The sequence below is a fragment of the Bacteroides sp. LFL-34 genome (assembly GCF_027257075.1).
In the GTDB taxonomy this organism is placed as follows: Bacteria; Bacteroidota; Bacteroidia; order Bacteroidales; family Bacteroidaceae; genus Bacteroides; species Bacteroides ovatus.
This window is the reverse complement of the sequence record NZ_JAPQKZ010000004.1, coordinates 166,946-181,078: the sequence shown is the minus strand read 5'-3', so window position 1 is coordinate 181,078 and position 14,133 is coordinate 166,946. Positions and strand designations below refer to the sequence as shown.

Here is a 14,133-nt window from a genome sequence, read left to right as displayed (position 1 = left end):
TGGGTATATAATCATTTGCTGTTTGCAGGCAGCAAATGGTTGTGCCTTTTTCTCGTTTTAATAATTCCGGAATTTGGCTGATACCATAGTTGAAAGTTGCATATCTTTTCTCTATTAATGTGCTATTTTTAAGATTTTGTTGAAAAGTGATTATGCTAAAATTGATGAACTATAGAAGATATTGCATAAATAGCTGCATGTATATACGAAAATATAAGCTGATATTGTATAAAACTATACGGAATATGCATCTTTTCCTGTTCGTAAAGCACTTGTTACTTTAAAACCAATGAGGTGTTCCTCGGTGTGCATCGGTTTGTTTCTCACCGGAGAAGCTATTGTTTCTCGGTGAGGAAGATGTGAAGGGGGTATTGAGTGCTTGTTTTCCCTCTGGTTTATTATAAATGTTGAGAACAAGACAGTGACAGGAATGTGTAATATTCGAATTTATTCCTTTTAAATGGTAGGTAAAGAAGGAAAAATGTTGCGATTTGATTGGGGAATCATTTAAATAATAATAAAAAAGATTTTTGTACTTGTAAATGCCGGCGCTTTTCTATTCTTTTCAAACGGTGGATGTAATTAATGCCTTTCCAGACTGTTTAGATATTCTTTTTTTAAGAAGAGTCATTTTTTCAGTGAGTAGACTTTTTGTATAATGACTATATTTCAGCAATAATCTTTCAGTATATTGAAAGATTATTGCTGTATTTGTTTCAGTAAATAAGATGAGTATGGAGAAAAGAGTGATTATTTGAAAACAATCTTCATCGGTCTGCCTATCCAGACTTGTGGTTGTTCGAGATTGAAAATAGATGCTATGGTAGAAGCTACATCATATTGCATCATGCTTACGTCATCAAAACGAAGTCCTTTTTTAATATTCTTGCCGGAAATGATGAAAGCTGTTTCCATTTCTTGCATTGTCTTGCCACCGTGTCCTTTGTCAATGCCGCCGTGGTCGGAAGTTAATATAAAAATAGTATCATCAAGGATTCCTGCGTCTTTTACAGCCTGGACAATTTGACCGACATATATATCCAACTCTTTGAGTTTTTCATAATAGGCGGGAGTATCATGTCCTTCAGTATGTCCGGTATGGTCGGGGCCGTCGTAGCAGATGGCAACAAGGGCCGGATGTTTCTCTTTTATATAGGCTGATGCCATATTGCCTAATTCTTTGGGAGTTTTGTTGCAATCGGCAACATGATAATGATAGTTCAGAGAAAGGGTGTCCACTAAATATTTGATACCTTCCCATTCGTAGAGGCAACCGATTTCTGCTTCCGGACGGGCGTCGCGCAGCAATTGGAATACAGTCGGGAAGATTCCGTTCTTGTTCAATACACGCGACGGAAGTTCAGGTGTTTTGGATCCCCATTCGGTATATCCGTGAAGTTCCGGTCCGGCTCCCATAAACATGGATGCCCAGTTGATGGCGCTGGAAGAAGGAAGTGCCGAACGTTTCTTTAATGTATAAGAACCGTCTTCCATTAATTTTTTGACATTAGGCATATCTGCTTTGGGTAGGCTATATGCGCCCCAGCCATCTAAACCGATGAAAACAACGTGTTTGGCCTTGTCTTTTCCTTTGGCATTACAAAAATATGTGAAACAGAAGAGTAATGCGAATGTAGCGAGCAATGTTAAAAGGTTTTGTCTATTCATGATACTTTTATTTAAATGGTTAATGTTTTATTCGTTGTTTAATGAGCCGTCATCATTGACGATAAGCAAAGGTAGGGCTATTGTGAAAAGGAGACAAATATAATATTAGCATATACCAATACTTTTATACAAATTGCTTTTTATTTGTTTTTTCAGTGTGAATGGATAATAGTTTCCAGTACAACTGGAAACTATTATATGATGCTGATTATCACTTATTTCTCGTGATAAGAATGATCTCTTGGAAAATCATCTCCATCCCATGCTTTTTTCGAAGTCCAAGGCTGTGCGGCATCTGTCCAGAACGGATCATCTGCGGGAAGACCTAACGGCAGGAAGGCAAGTGACGCCATATATAAGCTGCCGTTATTGGTGTAATAATCGGAGATGCCGGGTTGTGAACCGTTGAAGCCCAGTGTTAGAAAACCTTTTTCATTGAAGTTGCGGTCGTTGCCAAACATACGCTCGATAACAGCAGTCATGCCGGCACGTACTTGTCCGTTTGTTAATTCTTTGGGAAGCCATTTTCGCCAGGCGAGTAAGGCTAAAGTTTGCAGGGAACCGGTGCGGTAAGTGATGGAACGTCCGACAACGGGTAGTGTTCCTTCCGGAGAAATAAGCCGCTCGAGAATCATGCCGAATCGTTGTGCCCGTGTGATTGCTTTCTGATAATCGCAGCCGGGCATATTCCATATATTTTTGTGTTTGCCGGCTTCGGTGATTATTTCCAGTGATTCTATATACATAGGATGTATCACGAAACTATTGTAATAATCGAATGCGAAGTTGGGGCCGTCCGAATACCAGCCGTCACCTACGTACCATTCTTCTATCTTCCGTAAGGAAGAACTTATACGGTAGGTGTCGCTGGGTGCGCCTGCTTTTCGAAGAAACGATTCAACAGTTGCACTGAACAATAACCAGTTGCTGTATGACGGATCAACTCGTCTGAGTTGAGTGAATTCATTGATGTAACGTTGTTTAGTGAGGCTATCCAACGGTGTCCATAAAGCATCATAGCCTCGTAGAAAACTTTCGGCGATATAGGCTGCGTCTACCAGTGTCTGACCCTCCTGGCGCCATAACAGATAGTCCGGACTTTTCGGGTCTACGGCATTGGCATAGCTTTTCAGTGCCCATTCGCGGAGCTGTTTACGGTGGGGGCCTTCTGTGGTGTTATCATCCGGCAGTGACAACCAGGGAGCCAGTCCCGCCATCAGTCGTCCGAAACATTCCATATAAGTGACATCTTTGTTGCGGCCGTCCCATGTCGGGCTTAATTCGACAAGCATATTTTGTTTTAGTGCTCCTTCGCTCATATTACTTAATACGGGAGCAGCCATCCGGTACATCACTTCGCACCATATTTCTCTGTCACACTTTTCTGTTTTCTTTTTTGCGGTGGCCTTTTCTGCCGGAATCAACAGAACGGTAACTATTAGTAAGAAGAACCAATTTAATCTATTCATGTATTATTTACTGTTTAAGGATTATTTTAATGGTCAGTTAACTGTTACTGACTGCTGTGACAAAGGTAGGGTTATTCAACTTGCGAGACAAATACAATCTTAGCATTAACTAATACTTTTGCTTTTTTTATCCCAAACTGATACTTTCCTGTGCGAAATGGGTTGTGATCTGTGTTCGTGTTTTGATTTGTTATATATTTGCCTGCAAACAAAATATTACTATGAAGAAGAATTGGATGTATGGCAGTGTGATGACTGCTTTATTGGCCCTGCTGGTAAGCGGCTGTGGTGATTCTCAACGGACTCTTGAGTTTCGCGGAATTTGTGTGGATGATCTGCATGGTGAAAATGGACTCTATAATCCCGGAAGAGGATTCCGGTTGGAGACGGCGGTGGATGTGTTGCACGAGAAAGATCGTCCGACAACGGAATTGTTGGAACTATCGGAAAAGTATGTAGCAGACAGTGTGTCACTCGCTCAAAGCTATTTCTATCTTACCTATTTAATAGGTGAAAAACTATCGGAGGAAAACTTCCAAACTATGCAAACCTATTTTGATGAACTACAGAAGTTGGGTAAGAAAGCGGTGTTGCGTTTTGCTTATGAGCGGGACTTTATGGGGAGAGCCGCCGTCGGTCCTACCGGAGAGCAGATTTTGGAACATTTGGACCAGTTGAAACCTTTCCTGGAGAAAAATAAAGACCTGATTTTGGTAGTGCAAGCCGGCATGATCGGTGCATGGGGAGAATGGCATAGTTCTATTCAGGGTTTGGAGAACTCGGAAGAAACAAAAGCAGCCGTGTTGGAAAAATTGCTTTCGGTGGTTCCCGTAGAGAGAAATGTACAAGTGAGACTACCGGAATTTAAGAACCTGTTGAAAGATAAACCGGAACTGTATAAAAGACTCTCGTTCCACGATGACTTTATTGTCATACGGCCTGACAGGTGGGATGCTGATATGCACGAAGGAACTGTCAAATTCGACCAGATTGTGAAAGAATCGCCTTATTTGGTGGTAGACGGTGAACTTCCCTGGGGATTTTGGAGTGTAGGTGCCGATCCGGACAGTCCTTCAGCAGGATGGATTATCGATGGTATGCAAACGGCGAGACGCCTGTTTCTCCAGCATTATACTTCATTGAGTATTATACATAATTATAAAGAGCAGCATCCTAATAACAGGTTTGATGAGAACAATCCTCCCGAATACTCCATGATTGTGTGGAAGAAAACAATGATAACGGAAGATTCACTTCGTCAGCATCATATGCCTGTATCCGACAGCTATTTTCAGAAGCAGGACGGAACGAAGGTACAACGTAATATGTTCGATTATATACGCGACCATCTTGGCTATCGGATTGAATTGCAGTCGCTTCAACTACCGGAAAAGTTACAGTCTGGTAAGGAAAACCGACTGAAATTAGGCTTGGTAAACAGAGGTTTTGCCACTGTCTTTGGGGAGCATCCTGTCTACTTTGTGTTGATTGACGACAAAGGGAAAGTCACCGAGTTCCTGACGAAAGCCAACCCGTTGGATTGGCAACCGTTCCAACCGGGAGACGCGGCATATACGCCATTGGTACATTCTGTAAATCAGTCTCTTCAATTACAAGGCTCAATGCCCGCCGGAGAATACAGACTGGGTCTGTGGATACCCGACGGTTCGGAACGGTTGAAATATAATCCTCGTTACGCCCTGCGCTGTGCGAATGGTAATACCACCTGGTGGGTGTCTGAAGACGGAAAATATGGCGTTAATGTATTGACAACAGTTGAGGTGAAATAACGATTAATTTTAATTTACCTGTATGAATAAAAAGGCTTCTGATAGTAGTGTCAGAAGCCTTTTGCTATTCTCAAGTGTTATAAATCAATACCACCGTGTACGCCACATAACAAAGTATCATAATCCCTCCTTCGATTCTTGTGATAGTCCTTTTGGCAAAGAACAGCCCGAATAACCAGAGCAGGATACCGGAACCTACTAGCGTAAGCAGGTCGAAGTTGGTAATTCCGCTAAGATGGAGAGGGGTGATGCTGGCACTACATCCCAGTACAAAGAATATATTGAAGAGGTTACTACCGATCACATTTCCAATGGCAATTTCCGGATTCTTCTTTAATGCGGCAACGATAGACGTAGCCAGTTCAGGAAGAGAAGTACCTCCTGCAACCAGTGTCAGTCCGATAATCGATTCGCTGACACCCAGGTTGCGGGCGATGCCCGTAGCGCCGTCAACAAACAACTGACCTCCAAAAATAAGGGCAGCCAAGCCTCCGATGATATAAAGAATGGATTTCCACCAGGGGAGTGATTTGATTTCTGTCTCCTCTTCTATGGTCGGAGGTGCTATCTGTCCCGCCTGTTCCGTTGTGCCCGGCTTGGAGGCGATGGCAAAGGTGTAACCCATGAAGATGACAAAGAAACAAAGTAATAATAAGCCGTCTACTCTGTTCAGGATATTCTCCGGAGCTTTATCCAGAAATACATCATTGGCACAAATCAGCAAGACAATAGAAGAAAGTATGCAGAGCGGTATCTCTTTTCTAAGTGTATTGCGGGTGATGACAATCGGGGCGAATAAGGCCGTGCAGCCCACAATCATCAACGTATTGAAAATGTTACTTCCCACCACATTACCTATGGCAATATCCGCGCTTCCTTTGAGGGCAGAAGATATACTGACCGTCAGTTCCGGGGCAGAAGTGCCGAATGCAACAATGGTAAGTCCGATCACGATGGGAGGGATGCGAAAACGCTTGGCTACCGAGGCGGCACCGTCTGTTAATCCGTTAGCTCCTAGAAGAATGAGGATTAATCCCCCGATAAGTAATAATATATTCATGCTTTTTTCTCTTTTAGTGGCAAAGATAATCAATTTGGAAATGGTAATGTCAAAAACAATCCGTATGTTTGCTCTGTTTTTAATGAAATGTTAGATTAACCTTAATTATAATCAAGGAATATAAGGTATGGAAATAAATAAAATAAAACGGTCGTTACTGGTGTTGTTCTTTTCTTTCCTGGCAATCGGAGCGCAAGCACAGTTGGAACAGGCGGTTAAGAAGATATTTGCCGGAGATACAATAACGGGCGGACATGTTCCTTTGAAGCGGGATTCGGATTCTATCCATCTGGTGAATATGCGGAAATCATTGGAAGAAGCCCGGCTCAACGAGGCGAATATGCGGATGGAAATGGAGCAGATGAAGCTCCAGATGGCTACCGCCGACTCCGTAAAATATGCACAGCAGCGACAGCGTATCGACTCCCTGCGGCAGTTCACTAAGGGCATGCCGGTAGTGGCGGACGGTGATACCTTATTTTACCTTTTCACCAAACGTGGCGGATATACTCCCCAGCAACGTGCACAGATGACCGGTGCAGCGATCGAAGAAATAGGAAGACGTTTTAATCTGAAACCCGATTCTGTTGCTATTGACCATTCGGACATTGTTTCCGATTTGATGTACGGCAGCAAAGTACTGCTTTCTCTTACCGATCAGGACGCCTTGTGGGAAGGAGTCTCTCGTGATTCGCTGGCTAAAGAAAGACAGCAGAACGTTGTCGCCAAACTGCATGAGATGAAAGCGGAGCACGGACTTTGGCGAATGGCAAAGCGTGTGCTCTATTTTGTGTTGGTAATTGTAGGACAGTATTTCCTGTTCCGCTTGACCAACTGGTTGTTCCGTAAACTGAAAGCGCGTATCCTGCGCCTGAAAGATACAAAGATAAAACCGGTATCCATCCAGGGGTATGAATTGCTGGATGCGCAGAAACAGGCGAACCTGTTGGTATTCCTGTCCAGTATCGGGCGGTATATATTGATGGGATTGCAACTACTGTTTACCGTACCGTTGATTTTCATCATCTTCCCCCAGACGGAAGGACTGGCATACCAACTGTTAGGATATATATGGAATCCGATTCGCGGTATCTTTGTGGGTATTATCGACTATGTGCCCAAATTGTTTACTATCATCGTTATCTGGTATGCCGTGAAATACTTGGTACGTCTCGTCTTGTATCTGGCACGTGAGGTGGAAGCAGGACGGCTCAAAATCAACGGCTTCTACCCGGACTGGGCGATGCCGACTTTCCATATCGCTCGTTTCCTGCTCTATGCATTTATGATTGCGATGATTTATCCTTATCTCCCAGGTTCCGATTCCGGAGTGTTCCAAGGTATTTCGGTATTTGTCGGATTGATTGTTTCGCTCGGATCAAGTACGGTTATTGGTAATATCATCGCTGGATTGGTTATCACTTATATGCGTCCGTTTAAGATGGGTGACCGGATCAAATTGAATGATACCACCGGAGATATCATTGAAAAGACTCCTCTAGTGACACGTATTCGGACTCCTAAAAATGAGGTTGTGACTGTTCCCAATTCATTTATCATGTCGTCTCATACGGTAAACTACAGTACTTCGGCACGTGAATATGGACTGATTATTCACTCGGAAGTATCTATCGGTTATGATATTCCCTGGCGACAAGTTAATCAGATACTGATTGATGCTGCGTTGAATACTCCCGGAGTGGTGGATGATCCGCGTCCGTTTGTGTTAGAGACTTCTTTGAGCGACTGGTATCCGGTCTATCAAATTAATGCTTATATCAAACAGGCAGATAAAATGGCACAGATTTATTCGGATTTGCATCAGAATATTCAGGATAAATTTAATGAAGCCGGCATTGAAATTATGTCGCCGCACTATATGGCTGTACGGGATGGAAATGAGACAACCACTCCCAAAGAATATCAGAAAAGTAACAATCCTTCCAATAAGGCGGGAGAAGAAAGTAAATCTGAATAGTTATTACTGTCACCGCCGTTATTATTGCTGTTGTGTTGTATAATGGATATCAAAACGTCCGTTAGTCAGACGTTTGCCGTTGCCGAAGGTTGCACTGATAATATTCAATTCTGGGTCGAAATGGCTTATAAAAGCTGTTCCGTCTTCCAGTTCTTCTCCTCTGAACCGTATATCGGTGAGAGTTGCTTCTTTGCCTTCCTGGGGAGATAAAATGATGAAGTGTATGTTGATGTCAGGTTTGACGGAAACATTGACGGATAGTTTGTCCTCCTCCGGATAGTAGTGGAATGAATCATACGTCCAGACATACGAGTGCCCCCAATTCAGGTATCGTCCTCCCACATAAATCCATCCGTCCATCAGACAGCCAAAGGTGTTGGCACCTGTAGTGGTGGCAGAAGGTAAAACTGTGATGTCAATCGATTCATCTTCCGTACAGCTCCAAAAGCTGATGATGGAAAAAAGAATGAGTATATATTTCTTCATAGTGCTTTTTTTAGTGAATGTTAGAAGTAATAGGATAATCCCGTAGTGAAATTTATTCGTGTGAGGTTGGTATCATCATTGCCATCGAGTTTTACAATAACCCTTTCTCCGTGATAGTGGGTTCTCATTCTAAGCAGTTCGCTATACATATATTGTACTCCTAGACTGACTCCCAGATTGGGATTCAGTTTATAGGTAAGATTGGCATTGGTCAGGAGACCAATAGTGAAGGCTTTCACTTTCCGTGTTTTGCCGAACACCTCACTGTTGTTCCGTAGAATGACTCCACCGGGACCAGTTGTTACGCGGATTTGCCAATGTTTGGTGTTGGCATTACACATTCCGATTTGAGTACCAATGAAATGAACCCATAAATGGTCCTTCCCTTCCGGATGACTTCCTTTGGAAGAAAATCCGGAGTAGATTCCTCCAAAGACAAAACGTTTGAGAGGGCGGAAATTATATTGTCCATCCCAGCTTACGCCTTGTGCGAGTGTACGTTGGTAACTATGGGTACTTAACGTGAGTGTAGGAGGGTGATGGAACATAACACCGTAGCCCGCGTGAAAAGAGAACTCGTGTCGCTCAAAATCTCTCTGTGAGAAAAGTGGAGTGTGACAGGACAAGGTGAATGCGATTAGTAATAGAATGGCTTTTATGAGTGTTTGATTCATCTGGATTAGTTTAGATTGTGTTTCTTTTTTGCAAAAATAGAAAATAGTTCAGACTTTCTCACAGCGAATCAGAACTTTTTGCCCATTATTTAATGTACTGGCAAATAAGTAGGTATCTCCTCCTTCAGCCAAATGGATTCGTTTGCGGAGTTCGGCTACTGTGGCGGGGAAGTTACGGACAGTTACATTTGCTTTTTTCAGGTCTGCCAGATTCTCCTTTACTTCTTTTTTATTGAAACTGCACTGGTTGACAATACGGAATATTCTTCCGGGGAAGTTTTCAATGAAAGTATCGGAAGTATAAAGATGGCTATTGGGATGCAGTTTGCGGACAGGGTAAGCTGCTGCAATGCTACGGAAAGCACCGGCTTTCAGAAGGGAGGCATTCGGTTCGTAAAGATAGGTTTCTAAAGAATCCGTATATGTACATTCACTGCATTGCTCCTGTTCGCGGGTGAATACAAAGTGTTGTTCTTCTTGAGTCCCTTTCGTGGAGAGGTTCACGCAATGAATGGAGATTTCTGTCGGTGATGTTTGTCCGAGTAGGATAAGTAGTTCCTTACATTCGTTGTTGACAGACAGAATGTGAACTTCCTGTGTCTGTTTCAACTCCTTCAGTGCCAATGAAAGATCGAGCATGGGGGAGAGTTTTATCATTACCCGGTTGGCTTTTTGAAGTAAAAGCTCTTCCAGTTCGGCTACGTTTGGTTCGCAGTCGGAGATGGCAACCGTTTTTCCGCCGTGCTCATTGCGACGCGCGGGGTCGAGGAAAAGGCAGTCTACGGGGGACATTGCTTGCAGGTAGGTTACTCCATCTTCGTTTTTTATGTTTATATGGTTTAGATTCAGTACGGGAAAGTTATGTGCTGCTATTTCGCAGAGTTCCTCCTGACGTTCTACGTAAGTGGCGGACTTGAATCCGGTGGCAAGAAAAGAACAGTCAATGCCGAATCCGCCGGTGAGGTCGGTCAGAGAATCTCCCTGCAAAAGACGTGCTTTGTAGCGGGCGGTGATTTCTGAAGAGCATTGTTCCAGCGACAGATGTTTCGGATACCATATCTTTTCGATCTCCCACCATGAGGGAATCTTTTCGGCTGCTACCTTCCTTCCTGCAATTTGGGTGATGGCAGTTGGCATATCTATATCCGGGTACTTTTTAGCTTGTAAAGCCAGCACACGTACATCGTCCGATGAATGTTCGCGAATAAAAAGTTGGGTTTCAGGAGAGATTTGCATCATGGTGTTATTGTGTTATAGGATATTACAATGAATCGTCGAGCTCTGATTATGGGGTTGTTGAGTGTCGGTTATGGTATTAACTTATACTTCTGTTTGGCTACGTCCCGGCTGCAAAAATTGAAATGCCACCATTCGCTGGGTAATGCACGGAATCCGGCCTCTTTCATCACTTTTCGTAGCAGTAACCGGTTCTGACGCTCTGTTTCACTCATTTTTCCATTATGTACCAATCCGATCTCGTCTGTGATGTGTGCTTCCATGCCTAAGTGGTCTACTTTGGTTCCCATCGGTAGGGGCTGTCCCAGAGAGTCTTGGATACTGATGTCTACTGCCAGTCCGTAGTTGTGTAACCCGCCTCCACGGTTGGGGTTGGAGACATATTTATATTTGGACGTTCCTTTCACTACGTTCCACATCTTTTTCTGTACCGACATTGGACGCGCCGCATCGTAAATGATAAGACTATAAGACGGGTGTAGTTTCTTTAAGGCTTTTTGTGCTTCTATCAGAGCGTATGCCGCATCCGGATGTAGGTAGGCTTCCGTTAAGTTGTCGTAAAGCACTTCGCCTGTGAAATTATCAGCCTGTGTATACATCAGTTTTACAACGAGACTGCTATCCAGGTCAGCTATATTGACGAGTCCTAATGAGTCCATGTAGAGAGCCATTTCGCTTCGCTCCGGTGGTGAAACGGTGGAACATTCTTCGCGTGGTTGTATATCCTCCGTCGTTTGTTCGTATTCCATGAGGGGAGTGCTCTCCTTTTCCTTATGACTGGAAAAGAAGGAGCATCCTGTCAGCAGTAAACAGAAAATAGCTAAACTATATTTTAGAATAATCATTCAACCTTTTGTTTTTAGTGTGCCAAAGATACTTCTTTTTGGTTTTAGCTCCAATAAGCTACCTCTCTTACCGTTGGATATTAGCCACTGCTTTCTTCAGATTGGGCACTCCTTTCCATGCGTCAAGCAGGTGCAAAACGTGTTTGTCTTCGGCTTTGCTATGGTTGATGGATAACAGCTCCGCATATATTTCCAGTAATTTCTTTAAGTCTTTGACAGGCTTTTCTGGAAGTCCGGCCAACATTGCCACGATTAGTTTCTCCAATTCCCGGTTATGCAGCGGACTGACGTTTATCATTTGTTGCTGTATCAGGTCAGTGAGTCTTTTCAGCGGTCCCCAGCCGGTATGTTGATGCGAGCTTAAGATGCTGCCTATGCGTCCACTGTTTATGCAGCCTTGACCTACACGCTCTATCCAGATTTCGGCAGCATAGGAACGGGAAGTTTTATCGGATACCAGCATGCAAGTGGCTTCCAGCAGATAAGACACTTCGTGCCATGTATGCCTTAACTGATGAAGCGCTTCAATAGCAGCTTGGGTGATACCTGCTTCCCTTACCTCATTTAACGTCGGGGCGTATATGGCACTGCGGATGCACCATACCAATAGTGGCTCCGGTATATTGGGAGTTAACCATGCCAAACGTGGTAAGTCGTTCTGTATGTCGTCAAAACGTTCTATCTGTGGGTACATTTCAACCAGTAACGGATGCGGATCGTATGAATAGTAACTGACTCTTTCATTATATTTGTCTTTATTGATGATATGAGAGTTCTCGCTTTCCGGAATATCGAAAGTAAGATTTGAACAAAGCCATTCTACTGTTTTCTTGTTATAATCCGTGTACGAGTCAGTATACTGATAGGTTCTCCATTTAAAGTTTCCAGTCAGAAATTCACGTGGACTTTTATTGTAAGAGAAGTCTTTAAATTCAGAATAGATTGTTTCCGGTGATTTCATTAATCCTGCCATCATCCACCAGGAAGGATGATTGAAAGGTGGTTGGGGGAGTACATCTTTTTCTCCCAGCAAAAAAGTGAGTAGGTGTCGGTATTCTCCTTTCAAACTTTGGAGGAGCAGAGGAAGCTCTTGCGACGAACTTCCCAGTGCCACTCGTGATAGTGATGTTTGCATATCCATATCGTCCGGTTCGACATTTGCTTGTTGATATTGTTTTAACCTTTCTATCAGGGTTGCCGGAGCGATAAACATCGGTGTGTGAGTGGGAGTGGACAATAGGGGCAAAGGTTTCTCTTTGCTTTCCAGAAGGTCTAATGTCCGGCATAACAGTTGCTTATGAACGGGGAACTTTATTTTTTTGTTCGTTTTTTCACGAATGGTGAGTTTTTGCAGATTACGATACCCCCATTTGCCTTTTTGAAGTTCGTCTTTTTGTACCATTTTCTGATGTAAGTCGCTTAGCTCTTGGGCTTCTTCCGGGAAACGTTTAATCAGCAGTTTGGCATAGTCAAGGAGGAAGGTGGCCATTAACTGGTCTAATATACCGTTTCGGGAACTTCCTCCGCTCATCAGCAATTTGTAGGCACGTTGGAGAATAGGGGTCCATTGAGAGATTTGTTTTACTTCCTGTTGCCGGTCCCATTCCACTAAGGCTCCGAGTAACAGGTCGAAGTGATAGATCTCGTTCACGTCGAGCACTTGGCTGGCTAGAAATATCAGGTCTTCAGTGGAAGTGATTTCCTGTATCCGGTTGTCTTCACGGATGATAGGGAGTATTGGCTCATACGTGAAAGAGGCGGAATCTTCCGGCTCGTTATTCTCCAAATACGCTTTCAGCTCCTTTTTAGTATTAGCCAACATGGTTTCCGTATATATGGAAAGTATCTCTTTTAATGTGGTAGATGCCGTCTCTCCATACGTCTGAATCAGTTTGACTATCTTACTTTGGGTGGATTCTTCCCGGCTCATCAGTCCTTGTGCGGCTGCACAACAGATAGTGTCGCGATGTTCTTTTCTTTCTTTTGCCAGCTTATGGAGTACTGCCAGTGTGTTTTGGTGAATCGCTTTCACGTCCGAAGCAAAAAGCACGGAAGTCTGACTTAGAAACTCTTCAGCCTGGAATTGTGGGTGAGTGCATAAGTTCTTCAGCAGTCCGAGTATGATATTTACCGGACGGCTGTGAGGGGCGGACAGAACGGCAAATATTTCCGGTTGTAGTGTCAGTTGTTCTTCTGTGCTGGGGTTAAGTGCTGTAAACATGCCTGCAAACCAACTGCTTAGGTTTTTGTTCAGATTCCGGTTGACGGCAAGCAGAGATTCTTTTAATACACGCATACGATCTAGTTGACCGTGTTCTACGAAGTATCTGAAAGAGAAATAAGGCTGTCCGCCTGTACGATTATCCGTCCAGTTTTGTCCGCAATCGTATTGGAACAGATACCAGATATGTTCTTTGAGTGTGATTGCCCGCTTTTGCAGGAAATCGGTATTGTTCATGTAGTTCACCAGATAACCGGCGATGGTTTGCGGAGAGGGTGTTAGGGTGAGTACTCCCTGTTCTATCCAATCCATCAGAGTTTCGTAATTCATTCCATAGAAACCGCCAAATTCCCTGCTTTCACCCTCTTTGAAGAAACTGTCGAGCCAGGAAGGAATACACCACGGAATCAATTCGTTCAGCTGTTCCGTATAGATTCCCCATTCGTGTTTGCGGAATTCTTTTAGCGAATAGATGACGAGGGCGGTAAGATTGATGATACGATGCTGTTCGGGAGTTCCGCGTGTACCGTATGTGTTCTCGTTAAGTTGTACGAACTTATTGTAGTGCTCTTCCAATTTGTTAAGGCAGGGAACAAGTGTTTTTCGTTCTTCCTGCGTTAATCCTTGCAGAAAAGGGATGATGGCATCGCCTTGTCCTTTTTCTACTATCTCGTTGAGGCGTTCTTCTATGGTCATAATCATGAAT

10 protein-coding genes are annotated in these 14,133 nt (G+C 43.5%); 2 read left to right on the top strand and 8 right to left on the bottom strand.

Annotated elements, in window-relative coordinates:
- Positions 1-750: 750 nt before the first annotated feature.
- Complete coding sequence (locus tag N5O98_RS03910; RefSeq protein WP_004311099.1) at positions 751-1,668, bottom strand: alkaline phosphatase; 918 nt, start codon at positions 1,666-1,668, stop codon at positions 751-753.
- Between the two features lie 215 nt (positions 1,669-1,883).
- The gene (locus N5O98_RS03905) at positions 1,884-3,137 is read right to left on the bottom strand and encodes a DUF2264 domain-containing protein (RefSeq protein ID WP_008775250.1); all 1,254 of its coding nucleotides are present in this window, start codon (positions 3,135-3,137) and stop codon (positions 1,884-1,886) included.
- A gap of 221 nt (positions 3,138-3,358) precedes the next feature.
- Between N5O98_RS03905 and N5O98_RS03900 the strand changes: the two genes are divergently transcribed.
- Positions 3,359-4,927 carry a DUF4832 domain-containing protein gene (locus N5O98_RS03900; protein WP_004311101.1) on the top strand — a complete coding sequence of 523 codons (1,569 nt, stop codon included), beginning with the start codon at positions 3,359-3,361 and terminating at the stop codon, positions 4,925-4,927.
- Between the two features lie 70 nt (positions 4,928-4,997).
- Here N5O98_RS03900 and N5O98_RS03895 read toward each other — a convergent pair whose 3' ends face one another.
- Positions 4,998-5,987 carry a calcium/sodium antiporter gene (locus tag N5O98_RS03895; RefSeq protein WP_004311102.1) on the bottom strand — a complete coding sequence of 330 codons (990 nt, stop codon included), beginning with the start codon at positions 5,985-5,987 and terminating at the stop codon, positions 4,998-5,000.
- 127 nt (positions 5,988-6,114) lie between these two features.
- Here N5O98_RS03895 and N5O98_RS03890 point away from each other — a divergent pair, with 127 nt between their 5' ends.
- Complete coding sequence (locus N5O98_RS03890; protein WP_004311103.1) at positions 6,115-7,965, top strand: mechanosensitive ion channel family protein; 1,851 nt, start codon at positions 6,115-6,117, stop codon at positions 7,963-7,965.
- Positions 7,966-7,986: 21 nt separating this feature from the next.
- Here N5O98_RS03890 and N5O98_RS03885 read toward each other — a convergent pair whose 3' ends face one another.
- The 5 genes from N5O98_RS03885 to N5O98_RS03865 all read right to left on the bottom strand — a co-directional run bounded on the left by N5O98_RS03885 (position 7,987) and on the right by N5O98_RS03865 (position 14,123).
- Positions 7,987-8,451: a hypothetical protein gene (locus N5O98_RS03885; RefSeq protein WP_008775248.1), complete on the bottom strand. Its 465-nt coding sequence runs from the start codon at positions 8,449-8,451 to the stop codon at positions 7,987-7,989.
- 20 nt (positions 8,452-8,471) lie between these two features.
- Positions 8,472-9,125 (bottom strand): hypothetical protein, encoded by a 654-nt coding sequence (locus N5O98_RS03880; protein ID WP_008775247.1) that lies wholly within the window; start codon positions 9,123-9,125, stop codon positions 8,472-8,474.
- 48 nt (positions 9,126-9,173) lie between these two features.
- Positions 9,174-10,364 carry a THUMP-like domain-containing protein gene (locus N5O98_RS03875; RefSeq protein WP_008646625.1) on the bottom strand — a complete coding sequence of 397 codons (1,191 nt, stop codon included), beginning with the start codon at positions 10,362-10,364 and terminating at the stop codon, positions 9,174-9,176.
- 68 nt (positions 10,365-10,432) lie between these two features.
- Complete coding sequence (locus N5O98_RS03870; RefSeq protein WP_008646623.1) at positions 10,433-11,206, bottom strand: M15 family metallopeptidase; 774 nt, start codon at positions 11,204-11,206, stop codon at positions 10,433-10,435.
- A gap of 67 nt (positions 11,207-11,273) precedes the next feature.
- Complete coding sequence (locus N5O98_RS03865; protein ID WP_022199458.1) at positions 11,274-14,123, bottom strand: DUF6493 family protein; 2,850 nt, start codon at positions 14,121-14,123, stop codon at positions 11,274-11,276.
- Positions 14,124-14,133: the final 10 nt, after the last annotated feature.